A 25,339-nucleotide genomic window follows, 5' to 3' on the forward strand; every position below is an offset into this window, starting at 1 on the left:
TTTTATAAACTGTGCTAAATGAAGTGGCTAATCAATGGATTGCCACTTTTTTCTTTTTTCCTTTCGTGTTACAATAAAGATATGAATCAGTATCAGAAAAAGATTGTTAAAGGAACCATTTATTCTCTTCTATCCGGCTTAATCTGGGGAATCTGTGGAATTTTAGGAGAGTATTTCTTTACTCATTATCAAGTGTCCTCTGGCTGGATTACCTCTATGCGTTTGACACTGGCAGGGAGTCTTGTGCTCATTTGGTCTGCAGTGCAATTAAAATCGCAAGTGCTAGATATTTGGCGAGATAAGAAAAATTACCTACCCTTTTTGGCCTATGCTATTTTGGGGATTTTTTCAGTTCAGTATTTTTTCTATCTCTGTGTAGAATACTCAAATGCAGCGACAGCAACAATTTTACAGTTTATTAGCCCTGTCTTTATCCTCTTTTACAATCGTTTGGTTTATCAAAAACGAGCGTCAAAAAGCGCTATTTTCTATGTTTTGGTTGCCATGCTGGGTGTTTGCTTGATGGCGACAAAGGGAGATCTCTCTCAGTTATCCATGACACCGCTAGCTCTTATAACAGGTCTGCTGAGTGCCATGGGTGTCATGTTTAATGTTATCTTGCCCCAACCTTTTGCTAAGCGTTATGGGTTTGTACCCACGGTTGGGTGGGGGATGATTTTGGCAGGTTTATTTAGCAATGTCCTCTCGCCGGTTTACCAGCTTTCCTTTACTCTGGATATTTGGAGTATCTTGATTTGCCTCATTATCGCTTTTTTCGGGACGGCTTTTGCCTTTTTCATTTCTATGAAGGCAGTTTCCTTGGTTTCTCCTTTGGTGGTTTCCGTTATCAGTGCCAGTGAACCTCTCTCTTCTGCTCTCTTGAGTGTTTTGTTTTTAGGATTGGTAGTAGATTGGTCCCTTCTTCTAGCTATGGCCCTGATTATTTTACCCATGATTTTCCTATCGATAGAAGAAGCTAAAGAAAGTGAATAAAAAGTCTTTTCTTAATTCTAAAAGTGTGCTATACTAGAATAGTCAATAAAACACGGGGAGATAGTTGTGAAGAGTGTTTTTAGGTTGTATCGGTAGGGGCTTGCTTTTACCGACAGCACGTTTTATCTCACATCCCTAAAAATCATACCTAAAAACAAACAAAAAGGCTTCAAATTTGAGGCCTTTTTTGGTAGAATAGTTATCATTATAAAGAATGAGAGGCCTTTTATGACTGCTACAAAAATGAATGCTCAAGAAATTATCCAATTTATCGCCAATGCTGAAAAGAAAACTAGTGTTAAAGTAACCTTTGAGGGACAACTCGCAACTGCTGTACCTAGCTCTGTTGTCAAACTAGGAAATGTCCTATTCGGAGATTGGAAAGATGTTGCTCCGCTTCTTGATGGCTTGGTAGAAAATCAAGACTATGTTGTTGAGCAAGATGCTCGTAATTCTGCAGTTCCTTTGCTAGATAAACGTGATATCAACGCTCGTATCGAGCCAGGTGCGATTATCCGTGACCAGGTTGAAATTGGTGACAATGCTGTTATCATGATGGGAGCAGTTATCAATATCGGTGCTGAAATCGGTGCTGGAACCATGATTGACATGGGTGCTATCCTTGGTGGCCGTGCTATCGTTGGGAAAAACAGTCACGTTGGTGCAGGTGCAGTTTTGGCAGGTGTGATTGAGCCAGCTAGTGCTGAACCAGTTCGTGTCGGAGACAATGTTCTTATTGGTGCCAATGCAGTGGTTATCGAAGGAGTCCAAATCGGTAGTGGTTCAGTTGTCGCAGCAGGAGCTATCGTTACCCAAGATGTCCCAGAAAACGTAGTGGTAGCAGGTGTTCCGGCTCGCATTATCAAAGAGATTGATGCCCAAACTCAACAAAAAACAGCGCTAGAGGATGCGCTTCGTACCTTATAATTGTAAAAGTAATAAAGAGGCGGAACCCTTCTTCCAGCCTCTTTCTGCTATATCGGAGGATAGATAGATGTTAGATTTGATTCAGACTAGACGAGATTTGCACCAGATTCCAGAGATTGGCTTGGAGGAGTTCAAGACTCAGGCTTATCTGCTGGATGTGATTGAGAAATTGGCTGCGGGCAAGGATTTTGTCCAAGTTCGAACTTGGCGGACAGGTATTTTGGTCTATTTGCAGGGAAGTCAACCAGAGCGTACCATTGGTTGGAGAACAGATATTGATGGCCTGCCTATCGTCGAACAAACAGGCCTTCCTTTCGCTTCTCAACATCAAGATCGCATGCATGCTTGTGGACATGATTTCCACATGACTATTGCTTTGGGCTGTCTTGAGCGAGCCCTTGAAGAGCAACCCAAGAATAATCTGCTCTTCCTATTTCAACCTGCTGAAGAAAACGAAGCTGGTGGCATGCTCATGTATGAGGATGGTGCTTTTGGAGACTGGTTACCAGATCAATTTTATGGCCTCCATGTACGTCCAGATTTAAAAGTTGGCCAGATTGCGACCAATACTCATACACTCTTTGCAGGTACTTGCGAGGTGAAGATCCGTTTCAAAGGCAAAGGGGGACACGCAGCCTTTCCACATGAAGCTAATGACGCCTTGGTGGCGGCTAGTTACTTTGTGACCCAGGTGCAGTCAGTTGTCAGCCGCAATGTCAACCCAATCGAGGGAGCAGTGGTGACCTTTGGTCTTTTCCAAGCCGGAACAACCAACAATGTCATCACAGACACAGCCTTTTTACATGGAACTATTCGGGCTTTGACACAGGACATGAGTCTCTTGGTGCAAAAGCGGGTCAAAACAGTTGCAGAAGGAGTTGCAGCAGCCTTTGATATGGAAGTCGAAGTGGAACTCAAACAAGGTGGATACCTGCCTGTTGAGAACAATCCAGCCTTGGCGCGTGAACTAATGAATTTCTTTGAAGAAAAAGAGGGAATCGAGCTGATTGATATCGAACCTGCTATGACAGGTGAGGACTTTGGTTATCTCCTTTCAAAGGTTAATGGCGTTATGTTTTGGCTAGGTATCGATAGTCCCTACGCCCTTCATCACCCTCAGATGAGTCCCAAGGAAGAGGCATTAGCTATTGGGGTGGATGCGGTCTCTAGTTTCCTGAAAAAGAAGGCAGCAGAGTAGAGGGGTTGTCTATGAAATCGGAATTACGGAAGCAAGTCTTACAAGAAATGAAGGCTTTATCTCGAGAGCAAAAACAGTTTATAGACCAAGCTTTAACTGAGCGACTTTTACAACACCCCTTTTACCAAGAAGCCGAGGTCATCGCAACCTATCTTTCTTTTTCTCATGAGTTTCAAACGCAGGAACTGATTGAGCAGGCGCTGAAGGACGGCAAGAAGGTTCTGATACCCAAAACCTATCCCAAGGGGCGCATGGACTTTGTGGTCTATGATCCACAGCAGTTGGTAAAAACTTCCTTTGGATTACTGGAACCACAGGGAGATTTGGAAGTAGTGGATGCTTCTCAGATTGATTTGATTCATGTTCCTGGTCTGGCTTTTACGACGGAAGGATATCGGATTGGATACGGTGGAGGTTATTATGACCGCTATCTGGAACATTTTTCTGGTCATACTTTGAGTACGGTTTATCCTTGTCAAATTCAGGACTTTATCTCTGAAAATCATGATATTCCTGTTCAGGAGGTACTGATTGATGAAGGAAATCTTTGATAGACGTTACCCTGTGACGAGTTTCTTTCTCTTAGTGACGGCCTTGGTATTTCTACTAATGTTGGTGAGCACAGGCGGAAACTTTGACAGGGCAGACACATTATTTCGATTTGGAGCTATGTATGGACCAGCTATTCGCCTCTTTCCTGAGCAGATTTGGCGTCTCTTTTCTGCCATTTTTGTTCATATTGGGTGGGAGCATTTCATTGTTAATATGCTTTCGCTCTATTATCTTGGTAGGCAAGTAGAGGAAATTTTCGGATCCAAGAAGTTTTTCTTTCTCTATCTTTTATCAGGAATGATGGGCAATCTCTTTGTTTTTGTATTTAGTCCCAAATCCTTAGCAGCAGGAGCCTCTACCTCTCTTTATGGGCTATTTGCTGCGATTATCATTCTTCGCTATGCAACGCGTAATCCTTATATCCAACAGCTAGGGCAATCTTATCTGACACTTTTTGTGGTTAACATTATTGGAAGTGTTCTGATTCCAGGAATCAGCCTAGCAGGCCATATCGGGGGAGCAGTTGGTGGAGCATTTCTAGCAATTATCTTTCCAGTCCGAGGAGAAAGACGGATGTATAGTAGCAGCCAGAGGTTAGGAGCGGTAGTGTTATTCGTAGGACTCGCAGTCTTGCTTCTCTACAAGGGAATGGGATGAAAATTTGTGTAATGAAAAAAGATAAGGCATTTTTGAACCTTATCTTTTTTTGTTTTATACTCAATGAAAATCAAAGAGCAAACTAGGAAGCTAGCCGCAAGCTGTATTTGAGTACGGTAAGGCGACGCTGACGTGGTTTGAAGAGATTTTCGAAGAGTATAATATGTAAACTTGAATAAGAAAAAAGCTACTTAAAAAATGAGTAGCTTTTAATGTGTTTTGGAACCATTCGAAACAACACAGCTCTAAAATAGTTATTAACGTCGTCTAAATTCAGTAATTCCTCCACCATAGTTTCCAAGGTGGTTTCCACTAGTGTCACGTACATCACCATTGCTATCATTTGCTTGGTAGTTGCCATGACGACCACTTGCGTCAATGCTCCAATATTGTGTATAGCCGTCATTACTTCCTCCGCCGCTATTGCTGTTGCCGGATGAATATTGTTCGGTAGCTGGGGCTTCATAATTACTTCCGCCACCATTTGATCCAGAATCAGAAGATGAGTTAGAACTTGAACTGCTTGAACTACTTGATCCACCAGAAGATTCTTGTGATTTAGCTTCTGATTGTTTCTTCTCTTCTTCTTTAGCTTTTTCAGCTGCTTTTTGTTCTTCTTCTTTCTTTAAAGCTTCGATTTGCTTATTGAATTTATCTACAATATCAGTAAGAGATTTTGTAGTTTCTTCAAGATTATCTTGTTTGAATGTTTCATCAACTTTCTTGATAAAATCAATTTGTTTATTGATTTCTTTTACATTATTTTCTATGGTTGTTTTATCTTTAAATTTGTCGTCTGAATCTTTGATGTCATAAGCCAAACCTTTTTGCAAATGAAAATCTACAATGGCTTTAGATGATTCTTTGACTTTGTTATTAAGATAGTCTTTACCTGTATCGGTTTTAAGTGAAGTTTCAGATAATTCTTTCAACTTAGAAATAGATTCATCTGAAGAAGCATCAAATGATTCAAATAGTTTATCAACTTGTTCTTTGTCTGATTTGCTATCTTTTTCTAATTGTACAATTTTTGCTTGTTGCTCTGCTTGATGTTGGTAATATGAATACCATCCAAACCCTAATACCAATACAACACCAACTGCAACTGATGAAATGATTACTTTTTTATTGTTTTTGATAAATTCTACAAATTTGTTTTCCATAATCTTTTACTTTGATAGTGTCCGCAATTACTTTAAAATTAAAATTACCCCTATCTTTCTCCCTTATTATATTCTTATTAATAGCTTCCACAAAATTAAACAACTTATGTTCGACTCGGTTGATTTAATTTAACCATGACTACTCTAACAGTTAAGTCAAATTTAAAATTATTTATTATTTTGGAACCATTCGAAACAACACAGCCAAAAGATTCTTCTTTTGAGTTAAAATATGGTTATCCATAATCAGTAATGCGCACCGATTCGGTGCTTTTTATTTTATTATACCAACTCATTGTACTCCTATTTTTATAAAAAAACAAATAATATCGTAGCGCTTTCATAAGAATTGAGATCAATTCGTTGGAGCTTGTAAGTGAGTTAATTGAGAAATACGATTTCCTTTTGTCGATTTATATGTTCGGGATGATAGCAATATAAAATAAAAAGAACTGGGATAATTAACTATCCTAGTTCTTATTTTTACATGGAATCTTCTTCTATTCCCCCTCAGATAACTCTTTTCCCAGTTGGATGAGGTAATCTTTCAAGTCATCTTTGACTTGTGGGTGTTTGAGGGCATAGTCAATAGATGTTTTCACAAAGCCAAACTTATCGCCAACGTCGTAACGAGCTCCTGTAAATTCACGGGCGAAAACACGTTGTGTTTTATTAAGCGTATCAATAGCGTCGGTAAGCTGGATTTCATTTCCAGCACCGGGAGCTTGATTTTCGAGGATTTCAAAAATTTCTGGTGTGAGCAGATAGCGTCCAATGATTGCCAAATCACTTGGAGCATCTTCTGGAGCTGGTTTTTCAACGAAAGTTTCGACACTGTAGAGACCATTAATCCCTTCACCCTGAGGAGCTATAACTCCATATGCTGAAACTTCTTCATGAGGGACAGGCATAACAGCGATTGTTGATGCGTGAGTTGTCTCGTAATCGTTCATCAATTGTTTTGTCAAAGGTACAGCGTGGTCATCTGTGATATCCATTAGGTCGTCACCAAGCATGACAACGAAGGGCTCATTCCCTACAAAAGCTTTTGCTTGTAAGACAGCATCTCCAAGACCACGAGGATGGCTTTGACGGATAAAGTGAAGGCGAATGCCAGTTGTTTCGTCTACCAATTTTAACAAGTCATGTTTGCCTTTTTCTTTGAGGTTGTACTCAAGCTCAAAGTTTGAGTCAAAGTGGTCTTCAATAGAACGTTTTGATTTACCAGTGACAACCAGAATATCTTCAATACCTGATTTAAGAGCTTCTTCTACGATGAATTGGATAGTTGGTTTGTCCACAATTGGCAACATTTCTTTAGCAAGTGCTTTGGTTGCTGGTAAAAATCGAGTCCCGAGTCCAGCGGCAGGGATGACTGCCTTTCTAACTTTTGATGTCATAAGAATCCTTTCTCTAGAGGGTTAAGACCACTCATTTTCTGCTTTAAATTCATTGTTCATGATGTCATAAATGGCATCTTTGATATTGGTTCCGTGGTAGATAACTTGGTAAATGGCCTGTGTAATGGGCATATAGACTCCAAGTTCTTGCGCTAGTTCGTAGGCTGCTCGAGTCGTTGAAATTCCTTCAATCACCATGCCCATACTGGCTTCGATATCAGCTAGAGATTCTCCACGACCAAGAGCATCTCCGGCTCTCCAGTTACGAGAGTGGATGGAGGTTCCCGTTACGATCAAGTCTCCTACACCAGACAAGCCACTATAGGTCAATGGACTGGCACCGAGTGCTACTCCTAGGCGGGTAATTTCTGCCAAGCCTCGAGCGATGATGGCTGCCTTAGCGTTGTCACCAAATCCCAAACCATGTAAGGCTCCAGCACCGACAGCGATAATATTTTTGAGAGCACCAGCGGTTTCGACCCCGATAACATCAGTATTGGTATAAAGTCGGAAGTAGTGATTGCTAAAGAGTTCCTGAACGTATTGTGCTGTTTGTAAGTCTTTAGAAGCAGCAGTGATTAAAGTTAGGTCACGCACAATGGTCTCTTCTGCATGACTAGGACCTGAGACAACGACGATATCACTGCGGAGATGTTCAGGAATTTCTTCTTCAAGGATGGTTGATAATCGTTTATGGCTATCGGGTTCTAATCCCTTTGATGCGTGCATGATAATAGCCTTATGGTCTAAGGTTTGAGCAACTTGTTGGGCAACAATTCGTGTCACTTTTGTTGGGACAACAAACAAAATCGCATCTACATCTTTCAAGGCCTCTGCTAAGTCAGTGTAGGCAATGATTTTTTCATCTAGAACGACATCTTTAAAGTAGTGTTTGTTAGTATGATAGGTATTAATTTCATTGATTTGTTCGGGAATATTTCCCCAAATACGTACCTCGTGTCCATTGTCATTTAAGACTTGTGAAAGGGCAGTCCCCCAAGAACCAGGCCCCAAGACGGCGACGGTTTGTTTTTTCATGTTTTCCTCCTTGATAGAGTTCTCTCTTTTATTTTATCACATTCTAGGGGATTTTGCACTTGCATTGCTGGGGGAGTGGTGGCTTTGTTACTTGAAAATATACAAAAACCGAGGCTAAGTATTAAACTCTCAGTCTCGGTTTTGATATTCCTTAAAGAATAGCTAGCTTTATTTCAATTGATCTGTAATGTCTTTTGATAGCAACATTCCCAGATGATAAGTTTTATTAATGTAAGCAATGACATCATTGATATTTTCAGTCGTTTGAATTTTCTCCTTGATGTCAACCCTAAATGTTTCATCCTTCAAAAGTTGTTCTTGGTAGAGCCTTTGAAGTCTCTCCTTTTCATACTTATTGAGCAGAAAAAGGAACACCAAGCTAATCACAACGAGGATATAAGCATATTGGCTCATAGGAAATCTCCCTGAATGATAAAGAAGTAGTAGTGAATAAATCGATTTAGTGGACCGAAAGTAGCAGAACAAGTCAGCAAAACTTGATAAGTCTCTAAACCAAATCGATATTATTTGGTTAGGTGAATTAGTAAATCGTTTAGGCAATGCGCCACATAGTTACGACGTATTGTAATAGAAATCGATATTATTTCTATTACAATACTAGTGAAGCAGTTAGCTAGTCCGCATAAAAGCGCCTAGCGTCTAACAATTAGGAACTTTAGTTCCAATAACTTTAAGATTACGATGTTTTAGGACATAAATCGATCATATTTATGTCCTAAAACTAGTGAAGCGCCTAGCCAAATCCTATCAGAGATTTGGCGTTAGTTACTTAGATTGCTTTGCAATCAAGTAACTTTGGCGATTTACATCTTCTCTGGCGCTTCTACTCCAAGCAAGCGAAGGGCTTCTTTGAGAACGACTGCGGTTGCGTAGCTAAGGGCTAGACGGCTGTCGCGTTCTGGACTTTCATCCAAGATGCGCGTATGTGCATAGTATTTGTTAAAGGCTTGAGCCAGGCTAATTGCAAATTTAGCAATGATAGAAGGTTCAAAGTTATCCGCAGCACGGTTGATAATACGTGGGAAGTCTTGAATGAGTTTAATGATTTCCCAGCTTTCAGCATCATTTAAGCTGTAATTAGCCTCTGTTTTTGGTTTGAAATCTGCTTTGCGCAAGATCGATTGGATACGAGCGTAGGCGTATTGAACATAAGGTCCAGTTTCCCCCTCGAAGGATACCATAGCTTCTAGGTCGAAATCATATCCATTTGTACGGTCAGTCTTGAGGTCATAGAATTTAATGGCTCCAACCCCAACAGCATGCGCTACCTGGTCTTTGTTTTCTAGTTCAGGATTTTTAGTCTCGATTTGGGCTTTGGCGCGACTAACGGCCTCTGCAACAGTAGGCTCTAGCAAGATGACATTCCCTTTACGAGTAGAGAGTTTCTTCCCTTCTTTTGTAACCAAACCAAAAGGAACATGAGTAATGTCTTCACTCCAGTCGTAGCCCATTTCTTGCAAGACAGCTTTAAGCTGTTTAAAGTGGGCAGATTGCTCTTGACCAACGACGTAGATAGATTTAGCAAATTGGTATTCGTTTTTACGGTAAAGGGCTGCAGCCAAGTCACGTGTGATGTAGAGAGTTGCACCATCAGATTTCTTGATGAGGGCTGGATGTTCAATTCCATATTTCTCAAGATTGACAACTTGGGCACCTTCTGATTCAACAAGAAGGCCTTTTTCAGAAAGAATGTCTACGACTGCATCCATCTTATCGTTGTAGAAGGCTTCTCCATTGTAGCTGTCAAATTCGACTTGCAATTCATTGTAAAGGCGGTTAAATTCTACTAAACTCTCATCACGGAACCATTGCCAAAGAGCGAGGGCTTCCTCATCTCCATTTTCAAGTTTACGGAACCATTCGCGCGCTTCTTCATCTAAGCTAGGGTCGTTTTCAGCTTCAGCATTGATGCGGACATAGAGTTTAAGAAGTTCATCAATTGGATGAGCTTTTACAGCTTCTTCGTCGCCCCATTTTTTGTAGGCAACAATCAACATCCCAAACTGCTTACCCCAGTCTCCCAAATGATTGACCTTGACCGTTTGATAACCGATTTTTTGGAAAATATGTGACAAGCTATCTCCGATAACAGTTGAACGCAGGTGACCAATAGAGAATGGTTTAGCGATATTGGGACTAGACATGTCGATAACAACATTTTCTTGTTTGCCAATATTTTGGTCAGCATAGTGTTCTTTTTCGGTGATAACAGCTTGCAATACTTGAGCAGAAATGGCAGATTTATCAAGGAAAAAGTTGACGTAAGGTCCTGTTGCGACAACCTTTTCAAAGGCTTGGCTGTCAATTTTTTCAGCCAGTTCAGTCGCAATCATTTGAGGTGCTTTGCGTTCGACTTTTGCAAGAGAAAAAGCAGGGAAAGCGATGTCTCCCATTTCTGAGTTTTTAGGGGTTTCCAGTAAATTTAAAATAGCCTCTTGGTCCAGGCTATCAATGATGCTAGCCAACTCGCTAGCAATCAATTCTTTTGTATTCATTAAGAGCTCCTTTTTGGACTTTTCTACTATTTTATCACAATTTTAAAGAAAGAAGAAAAAATTTTTGAAATCTCCTATTTTTTTGGTATAATATAGTTATAAAATTAGTTATAAATATGCATATAAGAGGATTTTATGAGAAAAAGAGATCGTCATCAGTTAATAAAAAAAATGATTACTGAGGAGAAATTAAGTACACAAAAAGAAATTCAAGATCGGTTGGAGGCACACAATGTCTTTGTGACACAGACAACCTTGTCTCGTGATTTGCGCGAAATCGGCTTGACCAAGGTCAAGAAAAATGATATGGTGTATTATGTACTAGCAAATGAGACAGAAAAGATTGATTTGGTGGAATTTTTGTCTCATCATTTAGAAGGTGTTGCAAGAGCAGAGTTTACCTTGGTACTTCATACCAAATTGGGAGAAGCCTCTGTTTTGGCAAATATTGTAGATGCAAACAAGGATGAATGGATTTTAGGAACAGTTGCTGGTGCCAATACCTTATTGGTCATTTGTCGAGACCAGCACGTTGCCAAACTCATGGAAGATCGTTTGCTAGATTTGATGAAAGATAAGTAAGGTCTTGGGAGTTGCTCTCAAGACTTATTTTTGACAAGGAGAGACGGAAAATGGCGACAGAAAAGCTATCACCCGGCATGCAACAGTATGTGGATATTAAAAAGCAATATCCAGATGCTTTTTTGCTCTTTCGGATGGGTGATTTTTATGAATTATTTTATGAGGATGCGGTCAATGCTGCGCAGATTCTGGAAATTTCCTTAACGAGTCGTAACAAGAATGCCGACAATCCGATTCCTATGGCGGGTGTTCCCTATCATTCTGCACAACAGTATATCGATGTCTTGATTGAGCAGGGCTATAAGGTAGCTATCGCAGAGCAGATGGAAGATCCTAAACAAGCTGTTGGAGTTGTGAAACGAGAGGTTGTTCAGGTCATTACGCCAGGGACAGTGGTCGACAGTAGTAAGCCGGACAGTCAGAACAATTTCTTGGTTGCCATAGACCGTGATGGCAGTCAATTTGGCCTCTCTTATATGGACCTAGTGACGGGTGATTTTTATGTGACAGGTCTTTTGGATTTCACGCTGGTTTGTGGGGAAATCCGTAATCTCAAGGCGCGAGAAGTGGTGCTGGGCTATGACTTATCTGAGGAAGAAGAACAAATCCTTAGTCGTCAGATGAATCTGGTACTTTCCTATGAAAAAGAAGGCTTTGAAGACCTTCATTTACTGGATTCACGACTGGCAGCTGTGGAGCAAGCGGCATCTAGTAAATTGCTCCAATATGTTCATCGGACTCAGATGAGGGAATTGAACCACCTCAAACCTGTTATCCGCTATGAAATCAAGGATTTCTTGCAGATGGATTATGCGACCAAGGCTAGTCTGGATTTGGTTGAGAATGCCCGTTCAGGCAAGAAGCAAGGCAGTCTTTTCTGGCTTTTGGATGAAACCAAGACGGCTATGGGCATGCGTCTCTTGCGTTCTTGGATTCATCGCCCCTTGATTGATAAGGAACGAATCATCCAACGTCAAGAAGTGGTGCAGGTCTTTCTCGACCATTTCTTTGAGCGTAGTGATTTGACAGACAGTCTCAAGGGTGTTTATGACATCGAACGTTTGGCTAGTCGGGTTTCTTTTGGAAAAACCAATCCTAAGGATCTCCTGCAGCTGGCGACTACCTTGTCTAGTGTGCCACGGATTCGTGCGATTTTAGAAGGGATGGAGCAACCTGCTCTAGCTTATCTCATCGAACAATTGGATGGAATCCCTGAGTTAGAGAGTTTGATTAGCGCAGCGATTGCTCCTGAAGCTCCTCATGTGATTACGGAAGGTGGCATTATCCGCACTGGATTTGATGAGACCTTAGACAAGTACCGTCGTGTGCTCAGAGAAGGGACTGGTTGGATTGCTGAGATTGAGGCTAAGGAACGCGAAAACTCTGGTATCAGCACGCTTAAGATTGACTACAATAAAAAGGATGGCTACTATTTCCATGTGACCAATTCTCAACTGGGAAATGTGCCTGCTCACTTTTTCCGCAAGGCAACGCTGAAAAACTCAGAACGCTTTGGAACTGAGGAATTAGCCCGTATCGAGGGGGATATGCTGGAGGCGCGTGAGAAGTCAGCCAACCTAGAGTACGAAATCTTTATGCGCATTCGTGAAGAGGTCAGCAAGTACATCCAGCGTTTGCAGGCTCTAGCCCAAGGAATTGCGACAGTTGATGTCTTGCAAAGTCTGGCGGTTGTGGCCGAAACCCAGCATTTGATTCGACCTGAGTTTGGCGACGACTCACAAATCGATATCCAGAAAGGGCGCCATGCTGTCGTTGAAAAGGTTATGGGGGCTCAGACCTATATTCCAAATACGATTCAGATGGCAGAAGATACCAGTATTCAACTGATTACAGGGCCCAACATGAGCGGAAAGTCAACCTATATGCGTCAGTTAGCCATGACGTCGGTTATGGCCCAGATGGGGTCTTATGTGCCAGCAGAAAGCGCCCATTTACCGATTTTTGATGCGATTTTTACCCGTATCGGAGCAGCAGATGACTTGGTTTCAGGTCAATCAACCTTCATGGTAGAGATGATGGAGGCTAACAATGCCATTTCGCATGCGACCAAGGACTCTCTCATTCTCTTTGATGAATTGGGACGGGGAACTGCAACTTATGACGGGATGGCTCTTGCTCAGTCCATCATCGAATACATCCATGAGCACATCGGAGCTAAGACCCTCTTTGCGACCCACTACCATGAGTTGACTAGTCTGGAGTCTAGTTTACAACACTTGGTCAATGTCCACGTGGCAACCTTGGAGCAGGATGGGCAGGTCACCTTCCTTCACAAGATTGAACCAGGACCAGCTGATAAATCCTACGGTATCCATGTTGCCAAGATTGCTGGCTTGCCAGCAGACCTTTTAGCAAGGGCGGATAAGATTTTGACTCAGCTAGAGAGTCAAGGAACAGAAAGTCCTGCTCCCATGAGACAAACAAGTGCCGTCACTGAACAGATTTCACTCTTTGATACGACTGAAGAACATCCTGTCCTAGCAGAATTGTCTAAACTAGATGTTTATAACATGACACCCATGCAGGCTATGAATGTCTTGGTCGAGTTAAAACAAAAATTATAAAGTCAAGACTTGCCAGTCATTATAGCTATATCAAGGAGACTTCTTTGACAAGTTCCCACTTTTTTGCTAGAATAACATCACACAAACAGAATGAGAAGGAGCTGACACATTGTCGCTCCCTTTTGTCTATTTTTTAAGGAGAAAGTATGCTGATTCAGAAAATAAAAACCTATAAGTGGCAGGCCTTGGCTTCGCTCCTGATGACAGGCTTGATGGTTGCTAGTTCACTTCTGCAGCCGCGTTATCTGCAGGAAGTGTTAGATGCCCTCCTTGCTGGGAACTATGAAGCTATTTATAGTATCGGGGCTTGGTTGATTGGTGTGGCCCTGCTCGGTTTGGTTGCTGGTGGGCTCAATGTTGTCCTCGCAGCCTATATTGCCCAAGGAGTTTCATCTGACCTTCGGGAGGATGCCTTCCGTAAAATCCAAACCTTTTCTTATGCCAATATTGAACAATTTAATGCGGGAAATCTAGTCGTTCGCATGACAAATGATATCAACCAGATTCAGAACGTCGTCATGATGACCTTCCAAATTCTTTTCAGACTTCCCCTTTTGTTCATCGGTTCGTTTATCCTGGCGGTTCAAACCTTACCCTCTCTGTGGTGGGTGATTGTTCTAATGGTAATCTTGATTTTTGGCTTGACAGCTGTCATGATGGGAATGATGGGGCCTCGTTTTGCCAAGTTTCAAACACTTCTTGAGCGCATCAATGCCATTGCCAAGGAAAATCTACGCGGTGTTCGTGTGGTCAAGTCCTTTGTCCAAGAAAAAGAGCAGTTTGCTAAGTTTACGGAGGTTTCAGACGAGCTTCTCGGTCAAAACCTTTACATCGGATATGCCTTTTCAGTAGTGGAACCTGTCATGATGTTGGTCGGTTATGGGGCGGTTTTCCTCTCTATTTGGCTAGTTGCAGGGATGGTTCAATCGGATCCATCGGTTGTTGGCTCCATTGCTTCCTTTGTTAATTACCTAAGCCAGATTATCTTTACTATTATTATGGTTGGATTTTTGGGAAATTCTGTCAGTCGTGCTATGATTTCTATGCGTCGTATTCGAGAAATTCTTGACGCAGAGCCAGCCATGACCTTCAAGGATGTCCCAGATGAAGACTTGGTCGGAAGTCTTAGCTTTGAAAATGTGACCTTTACCTATCCAATGGATAAGGAACCGATGTTGAAAGATGTGAGCTTTACTGTCGAACCTGGACAAATGGTTGGTGTCGTTGGAGCGACTGGTGCAGGAAAATCAACCTTGGCTCAATTGATTCCACGTCTCTTTGACCCACAGGAGGGTGCTATCAAAATTGGAGGCAAGGATATTCGAGAAGTGAGTGAAGGAACCCTGCGTAAAACAGTTTCTATCGTTCTCCAACGTGCCATTCTCTTTAGTGGAACGATTGCAGATAACTTGAGACAGGGTAAGGGAGATGCTACTTTATTTGAAATGGAGCGCGCAGCCAATATTGCTCAAGCCAGTGAATTCATTCATCGTATGGAGAAAACCTTTGAAAGTCCAGTTGAAGAAAGGGGAACCAACTTTTCAGGTGGGCAAAAACAAAGGATGTCGATTGCCCGTGGAATTGTCAGCAATCCACGTATTCTGATTTTTGACGATTCGACCTCAGCCTTGGATGCCAAGTCAGAGCGCCTGGTTCAGGAAGCCTTGAATAAGGACTTGAAGGGAACGACAACCATTATCATCGCTCAAAAGATTAGCTCGGTTGTTCATGCAGATAAAATCTTGGTTCTAGATCAAGGACGATTGATTGGTCAAGGTACGCATGCAGACTTGGTTGCCAACAATTCCGTTTACCGTGAAATCTACGAAACACAGAAAGGAAAGGAGGAGTAAAATGAAGACAGTTCAATTTTTTTGGAATTATTTTAAAGTCTATAAGCTATCATTTGTAGTTGTTATCCTGATGATTGTTCTGGCGACTCTTGCCCAAGCCCTCTTTCCGGTATTTTCTGGACAAGCGGTAACAGAGTTAGCTAATTTAGTTCAAGCTTATCAAAATGGCAATCCAGAACTTGTTTGGCAAAGCCTATCAGGAATCATGGTCAATCTTGGTCTGCTAGTTTTGGTTCTCTTTATCTCCAGTGTGATATACATGTGTCTCATGACGCGCGTGATTGCAGAATCGACCAACGAGATGCGCAAAGGCCTCTTTGGCAAGCTTGCTCGGTTGACTGTTTCTTTCTTTGACCGCCGACAAGATGGCGATATCCTGTCTCGTTTTACCAGTGATTTGGATAATATCCTCCAAGCTTTTAACGAAAGCTTGATTCAGGTCATGAGCAACATCGTTCTATACATTGGTCTGATTCTTGTCATGTTTTCGAGAAATGTGACGCTGGCCCTCATCACTATTGCCAGTACACCAGTGGCCTTTCTCATGCTGATTTTTATCGTGAAAATGGCACGGAAATATACCAACCTCCAGCAGAAAGAGGTAGGGAAGCTCAATGCCTATATGGATGAAAGTATCTCAGGTCAAAAAGCCGTGATTGTGCAAGGTATTCAAAAGGATATGATGGCAGGATTTCTTGAGCAAAATGAGCGCGTGCGCAAGGCAACCTTTAAAGGAAGAATGTTCTCAGGAATTCTCTTCCCTGTCATGAATGGCATGAGTCTGGTTAATACAGCCGTCGTCATCTTTGCTGGTTCAGCTATTCTATTAAACGATAAGACTATTGAAACAAGTACAGCCTTAGGTTTGATTGTTATGTTTGCCCAATTTTCACAGCAGTACTACCAGCCTATTATCCAAGTTGCAGCTAGTTGGGGAAGCCTTCAGTTAGCCTTTACTGGGGCTGAACGGATTCAGGAAATGTTTGATGCAGAGGAAGAAATCCGACCTGAAAAGGCTCCAATCTTCACTAAGTTGCAAGAAGGTGTTGAAATTAGTCATATTGATTTTTCATACTTGCCTGATAAACCTATTTTGAAAGATGTCAGCATTTCCGCTCCGAAAGGCCAGATGACAGCGGTTGTTGGGCCGACAGGGTCAGGGAAAACGACTATTATGAACCTCATCAATCGCTTTTATGATGTTGATGCTGGTGGTATTTATTTTGACGGCAAAGACATTCGTGACTATGATTTAGATAGTCTAAGAAGCAAGGTGGGGATTGTCTTGCAAGATTCGGTCTTGTTTAGCGGAACGATTCGAGACAATATCCGTTTCGGTGTGCCAGATGCTAGTCAAGAAATGGTTGAGGCAGCAGCCAAGGCAACCCACATTCACGACTATATCGAAAGCTTACCTGACAAATACGATACCCTTATCGATGATGATCAAAGCATCTTCTCGACAGGACAAAAGCAATTGATTTCTATCGCTCGAACCCTGATGACAGATCCAGAAGTTCTCATTCTAGATGAAGCAACTTCAAACGTAGATACGGTGACAGAAAGCAAGATTCAGCATGCCATGGAGGCGGTTGTAGCAGGCAGAACTAGTTTCGTCATTGCCCACCGTTTGAAGACCATCCTCAATGCAGACCAGATTATTGTCCTTAAAGATGGAGAAGTCATTGAACGCGGTAACCACTATGAACTTTTGAAACTAGGTGGCTTCTACTCAGAACTCTATCACAATCAATTTGTTTTTGAATAAGAAAAAAGTTGTCCCCTTGGGCAGCTTTTTCTTGTTCATAAAAAATATTTATCACGGACTTAAAAAAAACATATTAGACGAAAGGTGTTTTGAGTGATATGATAGGACTATCGTTAATATTCGAAAGGAGAGACATCATGGCTAGAACGGTTGTAGGAGTTGCTGCAAATCTATGTCCCGTAGACGCAGAAGGTAAAAACATTCATTCATCTGTATCTTGTAGATTCGCAGAGAGCATTCGTCAAGTCGGTGGTCTCCCTTTAGTCATTCCTATTGGTGATGAGTCAGTTGTACGCGATTATGTGGAAATGATTGACAAACTCATTTTGACAGGAGGCCAAAATGTTCATCCTCAGTTTTATGGAGAGAAAAAGACCATCGAGAGCGATGATTACAATCTAGTCCGCGATGAGTTTGAATTGGCACTCTTGAAAGAAGCGCTTCGTCAGAATAAACCAATTATGGCAATCTGTCGCGGTGTTCAACTTGTCAATGTTGCCTTTGGTGGAACGCTCAATCAAGAAATCGAAGGTCACTGGCAAGGCCTGCCTTTCGGAACATCTCATTCTATTGAGACAGTAGAAGGAAGCGTGGTGGCTAAGCTATTTGGAAAAGAAAGTCAAGTCAACTCCGTCCATCGTCAAAGTATTAAAGATTTGGCACCTAATTTCCGTGTAACTGCTATTGATCCAAGAGACCAAACTATTGAAGCGATTGAGTCTATCGACGAGCACCGCATTATCGGTTTGCAGTGGCATCCAGAGTTTCTGGTTAATGAAGAAGATGGCAATTTAGAATTATTTGAGTATTTATTGAATGAACTGTAACGACTGGGACATCTGGTCGTTCTTTATTTTATTTTTTCAAAATTTTTGGAATGTGGGATTTTTACGCAAACGTTTGAATTCTGATAAAAAATGGAGAAATTCGACAAAAAAACTTGAAAAAAACGAAGGTAAGCGTTATGATAGAAAAGAAGAAATATTGGAGGAATAACATGTCACATATTAAATTTGATTATTCAAAAGTTTTAGACAAATTTGTTGCACCACATGAAGTGGAATACATGCAATCACAAGTAACAGCAGCAGATAAATTGATCCGTAAAGGAACTGGTGCTGGTAGCGACTTCTTGGGATGGTTGGACCTTCCTGAAAACTATGACCGCGAAGAATTTGACCGCATCTTGAAAGCTGCTGAGCAAATCAAATCAGACAGCGATGTTTTGGTTGTGATTGGTATCGGTGGATCTTATCTTGGTGCTAAAGCAGCAATCGACTTCTTGAACCACCACTTTGCTAACTTGCAAACAAAAGAAGAACGTAAGGCTCCGCAAATCCTTTACGCAGGAAACTCAATCTCATCTACTTACCTTGCTGACTTGGTAGAGTATGTAGCTGACAAAGACTTCTCAGTAAACGTGATTTCTAAATCAGGTACAACAACTGAACCAGCTATCGCTTTCCGTGTCTTCAAAGAACTTTTGGTTAAGAAATACGGTCAAGAAGAAGCAAACAAACGTATCTATGCAACAACTGACCGCCAAAAAGGTGCTGTTAAGGTTGAAGCAGACGCTAACGGTTGGGAAACATTTGTTGTTCCAGATGACATCGGTGGACGCTTCTCAGTATTGACAGCAGTTGGTTTGCTTCCAATCGCAGCATCAGGAGCTGACATCAAAGCCCTTATGGAAGGTGCTAACGCAGCTCGTAAAGATTACACTTCAGATAAAATCTCTGAAAACGAAGCTTACCAATACGCAGCAGTTCGTAACATCCTTTACCGTAAAGGCTATGCAACTGAAATCTTGGTAAACTATGAGCCATCACTTCAATACTTCTCAGAATGGTGGAAACAATTGGCTGGTGAATCAGAAGGGAAAGACCAAAAAGGTATCTACCCAACTTCAGCCAACTTCTCAACTGACTTGCACTCACTTGGTCAATTTATCCAAGAGGGAACTCGTATCATGTTTGAAACAGTTGTTCGTGTTGACAAACCACGTAAAAACGTGATTATTCCTAGCTTGGAAGAAGATCTTGACGGTCTTGGTTACCTTCAAGGAAAAGACGTTGACTTTGTAAACAAAAAAGCAACTGACGGTGTTCTTCTTGCTCACACTGATGGTGATGTACCAAACATGTACGTGACTCTTCCAGAGCAAGACGCTTTCACTCTTGGCTACACTATCTACTTCTTCGAATTGGCTATCGCCCTTTCAGGTTACTTGAATGCTATCAACCCATTTGACCAACCAGGTGTTGAAGCTTATAAACGTAACATGTTTGCCCTTCTTGGAAAACCAGGATTTGAAGAATTGAGCAAAGAACTTAACGCACGTCTATAATAGAAGAAAAGAGTGGTTTGTCCACTCTTTTTACTCTCTTTATCCATAGAAATTGGACTCAGCCAAGACTTGTGATATAATATAGAGAGCAAAAAGGCAGACGCCTAAAGACTTTATAGGAGAAACTATGTCAAAAGATATTCGCGTACGTTACGCACCAAGTCCAACAGGACTACTACACATCGGAAATGCCCGTACAGCATTGTTCAACTACCTTTACGCACGTCATCACGGTGGAACTTTTATTATCCGTATCGAAGATACTGATCGTAAACGCCATGTTGAGGACGGTGAACGTTCACAGCTTGAAAACCTTCGTTGGCTGGGTATGGATTGGGATGAAAGTCCAGAAACACATGAAAACTACCGCCAGTCTGAGCGTTTGGACTTGTATCAAAAATACATCGACCAATTACTAGCTGAAGGAAAAGCCTACAAATCTTATGTTACAGAAGAAGAGTTGGCAGCTGAACGCGAACGCCAAGAAGCTGCTGGTGAAACACCTCGATATATCAACGAATACCTTGGTATGAGTGAAGAAGAAAAAGCAGCTTACATCGCAGAACGTGAAGCAGCAGGGATCATTCCAACTGTTCGTTTAGCTGTCAATGAGTCAGGTATCTACAAGTGGCATGATATGGTCAAAGGTGATATCGAATTTGAAGGTGGCAATATCGGTGGTGACTGGGTTATCCAAAAGAAAGACGGTTACCCAACTTACAACTTTGCCGTTGTCATCGATGACCACGACATGCAAATCTCTCATGTAATCCGTGGAGATGACCACATTGCTAATACACCAAAACAGCTCATGGTTTATGAAGCACTTGGTTGGGAAGCTCCAGAGTTCGGTCACATGACCTTGATTATCAACTCTGAGACTGGTAAGAAGTTATCTAAACGTGATACCAACACCCTTCAGTTTATCGAAGACTACCGTAAAAAAGGTTATTTACCAGAAGCGGTCTTTAACTTTATTGCTCTTCTTGGTTGGAACCCAGGTGGCGAAGATGAGATTTTCTCTCGTGAAGAATTGATTAAACTTTTCGATGAAAACCGCCTCAGCAAGTCTCCAGCAGCCTTTGACCAGAAAAAACTCGACTGGATGAGCAATGATTATATCAAGAATGCAGACCTAGAAACGATCTTTGAAATGGCAAAACCATTCTTAGAGGAAGCAGGACGTTTAACTGACAAAGCTGAAAAACTAGTTGAGCTCTATAAACCACAAATGAAATCAGTAGATGAAATTATTCCATTGACAGATCTCTTCTTCTCAGATTTCCCAGAATTGACCGAAGCAGAGCGCGAAGTCATGGCGGGGGAAACAGTCCCAACAGTTCTTGAAGCCTTCAAAGCAAAACTTGAAGCGATGACAGATGATGAATTTGTAACAGAGAATATCTTCCCACAAATCAAAGCTGTTCAAAAAGAAACAGGTATTAAAGGAAAAAATCTTTTCATGCCTATTCGTATCGCAGTTTCAGGTGAAATGCATGGGCCAGAATTGCCAGATACAATTTTCTTGCTTGGACGTGAAAAATCAATACAGCATATCGAAAATATGTTAAAGGAAATCTCTAAATAAGGAGGATGTAACAATGGACATCTGGGAAAAGATGTACGAAGAAGCACAGAAATTGTATAATCCACATGAAGTATCTGATTTTGTTTATGCTAATCATGTCGTTGCCGCAGTAGAAGCAGAAGATGGGCAAATATTTACAGGATTCTGTATGGAGGGAACCTGTGGTGTTTTCCATCTCTGCGCAGAACGGGCGGCACTCTTCAATATGTACCAATTCTCGAGACAAACTAAAGTTAAAAAAGTCTTAGCTTTTCGAGACAAATCACCTTATGGTGGAAGTTCGGGTATGCCTTGTGGCGCTTGCAGAGAGTTCCTCTTAGAGTTGAACGCTGAAAATAAAGATGCAGAATTCATGATGGATTACGATACAAGAAAGACGGTGAAAGTCGCAGAACTAATCCCATATTGGTGGGGAGAAGAACGTGCTTCTAAGTTTAACAATCAATAGAAGAGTCAGTATAATTCTGGCTCTTTTTACTTAATTTGAAAAAAACAGAAAAAGTTGTTGACAAGTCTGAAAAAGTCTGTATAATAGTAAGAGTTGAAAACAACTCTGGTCCGTTGGTCAAGGGGTTAAGACACCGCCTTTTCACGGCGGTAACACGGGTTCGAATCCCGTACGGACTATGGTATGTTGCGGATGGCACACTTGATGAAAAAAGTTCAAAAAAGTTTCAAAAAAGTGTTGACAAGCGAAAGTGCCTGTGATATACTAATATAGTTGTCGCTTGAGAGAAGCGAGTGACAAAGACCTTTGAAAACTGAACAAGACGAACCAATGTGCAGGGCACTACAACTAAGGTTGTAGTACTGAACAATGAAAAAAACAATAAATCTGTCAGTGACAGAAATGAGTGAGAACTCAAACTTTTAATGAGAGTTTGATCCTGGCTCAGGACGAACGCTGGCGGCGTGCCTAATACATGCAAGTAGAACGCTGAAGGAGGAGCTTGCTTCTCCGGATGAGTTGCGAACGGGTGAGTAACGCGTAGGTAACCTGCCTGGTAGTGGGGGATAACTATTGGAAACGATAGCTAATACCGCATAACAGTAGATGTTGCATGACATTTGCTTAAAAGGTGCAATTGCATCACTACCAGATGGACCTGCGTTGTATTAGCTAGTTGGTGGGGTAACGGCTCACCAAGGCGACGATACATAGCCGACCTGAGAGGGTGATCGGCCACACTGGGACTGAGACACGGCCCAGACTCCTACGGGAGGCAGCAGTAGGGAATCTTCGGCAATGGACGGAAGTCTGACCGAGCAACGCCGCGTGAGTGAAGAAGGTTTTCGGATCGTAAAGCTCTGTTGTAAGAGAAGAACGAGTGTGAGAGTGGAAAGTTCACACTGTGACGGTATCTTACCAGAAAGGGACGGCTAACTACGTGCCAGCAGCCGCGGTAATACGTAGGTCCCGAGCGTTGTCCGGATTTATTGGGCGTAAAGCGAGCGCAGGCGGTTAGATAAGTCTGAAGTTAAAGGCTGTGGCTTAACCATAGTACGCTTTGGAAACTGTTTAACTTGAGTGCAAGAGGGGAGAGTGGAATTCCATGTGTAGCGGTGAAATGCGTAGATATATGGAGGAACACCGGTGGCGAAAGCGGCTCTCTGGCTTGTAACTGACGCTGAGGCTCGAAAGCGTGGGGAGCAAACAGGATTAGATACCCTGGTAGTCCACGCCGTAAACGATGAGTGCTAGGTGTTAGACCCTTTCCGGGGTTTAGTGCCGCAGCTAACGCATTAAGCACTCCGCCTGGGGAGTACGACCGCAAGGTTGAAACTCAAAGGAATTGACGGGGGCCCGCACAAGCGGTGGAGCATGTGGTTTAATTCGAAGCAACGCGAAGAACCTTACCAGGTCTTGACATCCCTCTGACCGCTCTAGAGATAGAGTTTTCCTTCGGGACAGAGGTGACAGGTGGTGCATGGTTGTCGTCAGCTCGTGTCGTGAGATGTTGGGTTAAGTCCCGCAACGAGCGCAACCCCTATTGTTAGTTGCCATCATTCAGTTGGGCACTCTAGCGAGACTGCCGGTAATAAACCGGAGGAAGGTGGGGATGACGTCAAATCATCATGCCCCTTATGACCTGGGCTACACACGTGCTACAATGGCTGGTACAACGAGTCGCAAGCCGGTGACGGCAAGCTAATCCCTTAAAGCCAGTCTCAGTTCGGATTGTAGGCTGCAACTCGCCTACATGAAGTCGGAATCGCTAGTAATCGCGGATCAGCACGCCGCGGTGAATACGTTCCCGGGCCTTGTACACACCGCCCGTCACACCACGAGAGTTTGTAACACCCGAAGTCGGTGAGGTAACCGTAAGGAGCCAGCCGCCTAAGGTGGGATAGATGATTGGGGTGAAGTCGTAACAAGGTAGCCGTATCGGAAGGTGCGGCTGGATCACCTCCTTTCTAAGGATAAGGAACTGCGCATTGGTCTTGTTTAGTCTTGAGAGGTCTTGTGGGGCCTTAGCTCAGCTGGGAGAGCGCCTGCTTTGCACGCAGGAGGTCAGCGGTTCGATCCCGCTAGGCTCCATTGGTGAGAGATCACCAAGTAATGCACATTGAAAATTGAATATCTATATCAAATAGTAACAAGAAAATAAACCGAAAACGCTGTAGTATTAATAAGAGTTTATGACTGAAAGGTCAGAAAATAAGGTTAAGTTAATAAGGGCGCACGGTGGATGCCTTGGCACTAGGAGCCGAAGAAGGACGTGACAAACGACGATATGCCTTGGGTAGCTGTAAGTAAGCGATGATCCAGGGATTTCCGAATGGGGGAACCCAACAGGTACTACCTGTTACCCGCATCTGTTAAGGATGTGAGGAGGAAGACGCAGTGAACTGAAACATCTAAGTAGCTGCAGGAAGAGAAAGCAAAAGCGATTGCCTTAGTAGCGGCGAGCGAAACGGCAGGAGGGCAAACCGAAGAGTTTACTCTTCGGGGTTGTAGGACTGCAATGTGGACTCAAAGATTATAGAAGAATGATTTGGGAAGATCAGCCAAAGAGAGTGATAGCCTCGTATTTAAAATAGTCTTTGTACCTAGCAGTATCCTGAGTACGGCGGGACACGTGAAATCCCGTCGGAATCTGGGAGGACCATCTCCCAACCCTAAATACTCCCTAGTGACCGATAGTGAACCAGTACCGTGAGGGAAAGGTGAAAAGCACCCCGGGAGGGGAGTGAAATAGAACCTGAAACCGTGTGCCTACAACAAGTTCGAGCCCGTTAATGGGTGAGAGCGTGCCTTTTGTAGAATGAACCGGCGAGTTACGTTATGATGCGAGGTTAAGTTGAAGAGACGGAGCCGTAGGGAAACCGAGTCTGAATAGGGCGCCTTAGTATCATGACGTAGACCCGAAACCATGTGACCTACCCATGAGCAGGTTGAAGGTGCGGTAAGACGCACTGGAGGACCGAACCAGGGCACGTTGAAAAGTGCTTGGATGACTTGTGGGTAGCGGAGAAATTCCAAACGAACTTGGAGATAGCTGGTTCTCTCCGAAATAGCTTTAGGGCTAGCGTCGACATAAAGATTCTTGGAGGTAGAGCACTGTTTGGGTGAGGGGTCCATCCCGGATTACCAATCTCAGATAAACTCCGAATGCCAATGAATTATGGTCGGCAGTCAGACTGCGAGTGCTAAGATCCGTAGTCGAAAGGGAAACAGCCCAGACCACCAGCTAAGGTCCCAAAATAATTGTTAAGTGGAAAAGGATGTGGGGTTGCACAGACAACTAGGATGTTAGCTTAGAAGCAGCTATTCATTCAAAGAGTGCGTAATAGCTCACTAGTCGAGTGACCCTGCGCCGAAAATGTACCGGGGCTAAAACAATTTACCGAAGCTGTGGATACCTTTATAGGTATGGTAGGAGAGCGTTCTATGTGTGATGAAGGTGTACCGTGAGGAGCGCTGGAACGCATAGAAGTGAGAATGCCGGTATGAGTAGCGAAAGACAGGTGAGAATCCTGTCCACCGTAAGACTAAGGTTTCCAGGGGAAGGCTCGTCCGCCCTGGGTTAGTCGGGACCTAAGGAGAGACCGAAAGGTGTATCCGATGGACAACAGGTTGATATTCCTGTACTAGAGTATGTAGTGATGGAGGGACGCAGTAGGCTAACTAAAGCAGACGATTGGAAGTGTCTGTCTAAGCAGTGAGGTGT

At 42.6% G+C, this 25,339-nt stretch carries 18 protein-coding genes, 2 tRNA genes and 2 rRNA genes (1 of these 22 only partly in view); 17 read left to right on the forward strand and 5 right to left on the reverse strand.

Annotated elements, in window-relative coordinates:
- Nucleotides 1-81: 81 nt before the first annotated feature.
- From ACLV7W_RS00765 to ACLV7W_RS00785, 5 genes are all read left to right on the forward strand, one after another.
- Nucleotides 82-993: a DMT family transporter gene (locus ACLV7W_RS00765; RefSeq protein WP_261050173.1), complete on the forward strand. Its 912-nt coding sequence runs from the start codon at nt 82-84 to the stop codon at nt 991-993.
- A gap of 228 nt (nt 994-1,221) precedes the next feature.
- A complete protein-coding gene (dapD, locus tag ACLV7W_RS00770; RefSeq protein WP_049552476.1) occupies nt 1,222-1,920 on the forward strand; it encodes a 2,3,4,5-tetrahydropyridine-2,6-dicarboxylate N-acetyltransferase in 699 nt (232 codons plus the stop codon).
- A gap of 67 nt (nt 1,921-1,987) precedes the next feature.
- Nucleotides 1,988-3,118, forward strand: a complete 1,131-nt coding sequence (locus tag ACLV7W_RS00775; RefSeq protein ID WP_411865257.1) for an N-acetyldiaminopimelate deacetylase — start codon at nt 1,988-1,990, stop codon at nt 3,116-3,118.
- Between the two features lie 11 nt (nt 3,119-3,129).
- Complete coding sequence (locus ACLV7W_RS00780; protein ID WP_045610951.1) at nt 3,130-3,669, forward strand: 5-formyltetrahydrofolate cyclo-ligase; 540 nt, start codon at nt 3,130-3,132, stop codon at nt 3,667-3,669.
- Nucleotides 3,653-4,327: a rhomboid family intramembrane serine protease gene (locus ACLV7W_RS00785; protein ID WP_411865258.1), complete on the forward strand. Its 675-nt coding sequence runs from the start codon at nt 3,653-3,655 to the stop codon at nt 4,325-4,327. Before ACLV7W_RS00780 ends, ACLV7W_RS00785 begins: the two co-directional genes overlap by 17 nt.
- 257 nt (nt 4,328-4,584) lie before the next feature.
- On the opposite strand, the gene ACLV7W_RS00790 is transcribed toward ACLV7W_RS00785, so the two are convergent.
- The 5 genes from ACLV7W_RS00790 to argS form a co-directional block, all read right to left on the reverse strand.
- Complete coding sequence (locus ACLV7W_RS00790; protein ID WP_411865259.1) at nt 4,585-5,490, reverse strand: hypothetical protein; 906 nt, start codon at nt 5,488-5,490, stop codon at nt 4,585-4,587.
- Nucleotides 5,491-5,990: 500 nt separating this feature from the next.
- Nucleotides 5,991-6,890, reverse strand: a complete 900-nt coding sequence (gene galU, locus ACLV7W_RS00795) for a UTP--glucose-1-phosphate uridylyltransferase GalU (RefSeq protein ID WP_411865260.1) — start codon at nt 6,888-6,890, stop codon at nt 5,991-5,993.
- Between the two features lie 21 nt (nt 6,891-6,911).
- Nucleotides 6,912-7,928: an NAD(P)H-dependent glycerol-3-phosphate dehydrogenase gene (locus ACLV7W_RS00800; RefSeq protein ID WP_150922921.1), complete on the reverse strand. Its 1,017-nt coding sequence runs from the start codon at nt 7,926-7,928 to the stop codon at nt 6,912-6,914.
- 168 nt (nt 7,929-8,096) lie between these two features.
- Nucleotides 8,097-8,342, reverse strand: a complete 246-nt coding sequence (locus ACLV7W_RS00805; RefSeq protein WP_150922920.1) for a MarR family transcriptional regulator — start codon at nt 8,340-8,342, stop codon at nt 8,097-8,099.
- A 410-nt stretch (nt 8,343-8,752) separates the two neighbouring features.
- Entirely contained in the window at nt 8,753-10,444 is a 1,692-nt protein-coding gene (gene argS, locus ACLV7W_RS00810) for an arginine--tRNA ligase (protein WP_411865261.1), read from the reverse strand.
- Nucleotides 10,445-10,579: 135 nt separating this feature from the next.
- Here argS and argR point away from each other — a divergent pair, with 135 nt between their 5' ends.
- The 12 genes from argR to ACLV7W_RS00870 all read left to right on the forward strand — a co-directional run.
- Nucleotides 10,580-11,026, forward strand: coding sequence for an arginine repressor (argR, locus tag ACLV7W_RS00815; protein ID WP_001231476.1), 447 nt, complete (start codon nt 10,580-10,582; stop codon nt 11,024-11,026).
- Between the two features lie 50 nt (nt 11,027-11,076).
- On the forward strand, nt 11,077-13,611 hold the full coding sequence (mutS, locus tag ACLV7W_RS00820; RefSeq protein WP_411865262.1) for a DNA mismatch repair protein MutS: 2,535 nt from the start codon (nt 11,077-11,079) through the stop codon (nt 13,609-13,611).
- 146 nt (nt 13,612-13,757) lie between these two features.
- Entirely contained in the window at nt 13,758-15,464 is a 1,707-nt protein-coding gene (patA, locus tag ACLV7W_RS00825; RefSeq protein WP_261020401.1) for a multidrug efflux ABC transporter subunit PatA, read from the forward strand.
- 1 nt (nt 15,465) lies between these two features.
- Nucleotides 15,466-17,232: a multidrug efflux ABC transporter subunit PatB gene (patB, locus tag ACLV7W_RS00830; protein ID WP_411865263.1), complete on the forward strand. Its 1,767-nt coding sequence runs from the start codon at nt 15,466-15,468 to the stop codon at nt 17,230-17,232.
- 137 nt (nt 17,233-17,369) lie between these two features.
- Nucleotides 17,370-18,059 (forward strand): gamma-glutamyl-gamma-aminobutyrate hydrolase family protein, encoded by a 690-nt coding sequence (locus ACLV7W_RS00835; RefSeq protein WP_070482562.1) that lies wholly within the window; start codon nt 17,370-17,372, stop codon nt 18,057-18,059.
- Between the two features lie 170 nt (nt 18,060-18,229).
- Nucleotides 18,230-19,579 carry a glucose-6-phosphate isomerase gene (locus ACLV7W_RS00840; RefSeq protein WP_049515882.1) on the forward strand — a complete coding sequence of 450 codons (1,350 nt, stop codon included), beginning with the start codon at nt 18,230-18,232 and terminating at the stop codon, nt 19,577-19,579.
- 127 nt (nt 19,580-19,706) lie between these two features.
- Nucleotides 19,707-21,167 carry a glutamate--tRNA ligase gene (gene gltX / locus ACLV7W_RS00845; RefSeq protein ID WP_000031054.1) on the forward strand — a complete coding sequence of 487 codons (1,461 nt, stop codon included), beginning with the start codon at nt 19,707-19,709 and terminating at the stop codon, nt 21,165-21,167.
- Between the two features lie 13 nt (nt 21,168-21,180).
- Nucleotides 21,181-21,615, forward strand: a complete 435-nt coding sequence (locus tag ACLV7W_RS00850; protein WP_247953531.1) for a cytidine deaminase family protein — start codon at nt 21,181-21,183, stop codon at nt 21,613-21,615.
- A gap of 107 nt (nt 21,616-21,722) precedes the next feature.
- Nucleotides 21,723-21,794 (forward strand) — tRNA-Glu (locus ACLV7W_RS00855).
- A 242-nt stretch (nt 21,795-22,036) separates the two neighbouring features.
- Nucleotides 22,037-23,582, forward strand: a 16S ribosomal RNA gene (locus ACLV7W_RS00860).
- A gap of 51 nt (nt 23,583-23,633) precedes the next feature.
- A tRNA-Ala gene (locus tag ACLV7W_RS00865) sits at nt 23,634-23,706 on the forward strand.
- A 124-nt stretch (nt 23,707-23,830) separates the two neighbouring features.
- Nucleotides 23,831-25,339, forward strand: a 23S ribosomal RNA gene (locus tag ACLV7W_RS00870) (it continues 1,392 nt past the right edge of the window).
- Together the 16S and 23S rRNA genes with 2 tRNA genes alongside form the textbook arrangement of a ribosomal RNA operon.

The sequence above is a fragment of the Streptococcus mitis genome (assembly GCF_965111735.1).
GTDB lineage: Bacteria > Bacillota > Bacilli > Lactobacillales > Streptococcaceae > Streptococcus > Streptococcus mitis_DR.

Bases quoted from the DNA above. Each gene is read 5' to 3' on its own strand.
- ACLV7W_RS00765 (WP_261050173.1), top strand. From the start codon at position 82: ATGAATCAGTATCAGAAAAAGATTGTTAAAGGAACCATTTATTCTCTT.
- dapD (WP_049552476.1), top strand. From the start codon at position 1,222: ATGACTGCTACAAAAATGAATGCTCAAGAAATTATCCAATTTATCGCC.
- ACLV7W_RS00775 (WP_411865257.1), top strand. From the start codon at position 1,988: ATGTTAGATTTGATTCAGACTAGACGAGATTTGCACCAGATTCCAGAG.
- ACLV7W_RS00780 (WP_045610951.1), top strand. From the start codon at position 3,130: ATGAAATCGGAATTACGGAAGCAAGTCTTACAAGAAATGAAGGCTTTA.
- ACLV7W_RS00785 (WP_411865258.1), top strand. From the start codon at position 3,653: ATGAAGGAAATCTTTGATAGACGTTACCCTGTGACGAGTTTCTTTCTC.
- ACLV7W_RS00790 (WP_411865259.1), bottom strand. From the start codon at position 5,490: ATGGAAAACAAATTTGTAGAATTTATCAAAAACAATAAAAAAGTAATC.
- galU (WP_411865260.1), bottom strand. From the start codon at position 6,890: ATGACATCAAAAGTTAGAAAGGCAGTCATCCCTGCCGCTGGACTCGGG.
- ACLV7W_RS00800 (WP_150922921.1), bottom strand. From the start codon at position 7,928: ATGAAAAAACAAACCGTCGCCGTCTTGGGGCCTGGTTCTTGGGGGACT.
- ACLV7W_RS00805 (WP_150922920.1), bottom strand. From the start codon at position 8,342: ATGAGCCAATATGCTTATATCCTCGTTGTGATTAGCTTGGTGTTCCTT.
- argS (WP_411865261.1), bottom strand. From the start codon at position 10,444: ATGAATACAAAAGAATTGATTGCTAGCGAGTTGGCTAGCATCATTGAT.
- argR (WP_001231476.1), top strand. From the start codon at position 10,580: ATGAGAAAAAGAGATCGTCATCAGTTAATAAAAAAAATGATTACTGAG.
- mutS (WP_411865262.1), top strand. From the start codon at position 11,077: ATGGCGACAGAAAAGCTATCACCCGGCATGCAACAGTATGTGGATATT.
- patA (WP_261020401.1), top strand. From the start codon at position 13,758: ATGCTGATTCAGAAAATAAAAACCTATAAGTGGCAGGCCTTGGCTTCG.
- patB (WP_411865263.1), top strand. From the start codon at position 15,466: ATGAAGACAGTTCAATTTTTTTGGAATTATTTTAAAGTCTATAAGCTA.
- ACLV7W_RS00835 (WP_070482562.1), top strand. From the start codon at position 17,370: ATGGCTAGAACGGTTGTAGGAGTTGCTGCAAATCTATGTCCCGTAGAC.
- ACLV7W_RS00840 (WP_049515882.1), top strand. From the start codon at position 18,230: ATGTCACATATTAAATTTGATTATTCAAAAGTTTTAGACAAATTTGTT.
- gltX (WP_000031054.1), top strand. From the start codon at position 19,707: ATGTCAAAAGATATTCGCGTACGTTACGCACCAAGTCCAACAGGACTA.
- ACLV7W_RS00850 (WP_247953531.1), top strand. From the start codon at position 21,181: ATGGACATCTGGGAAAAGATGTACGAAGAAGCACAGAAATTGTATAAT.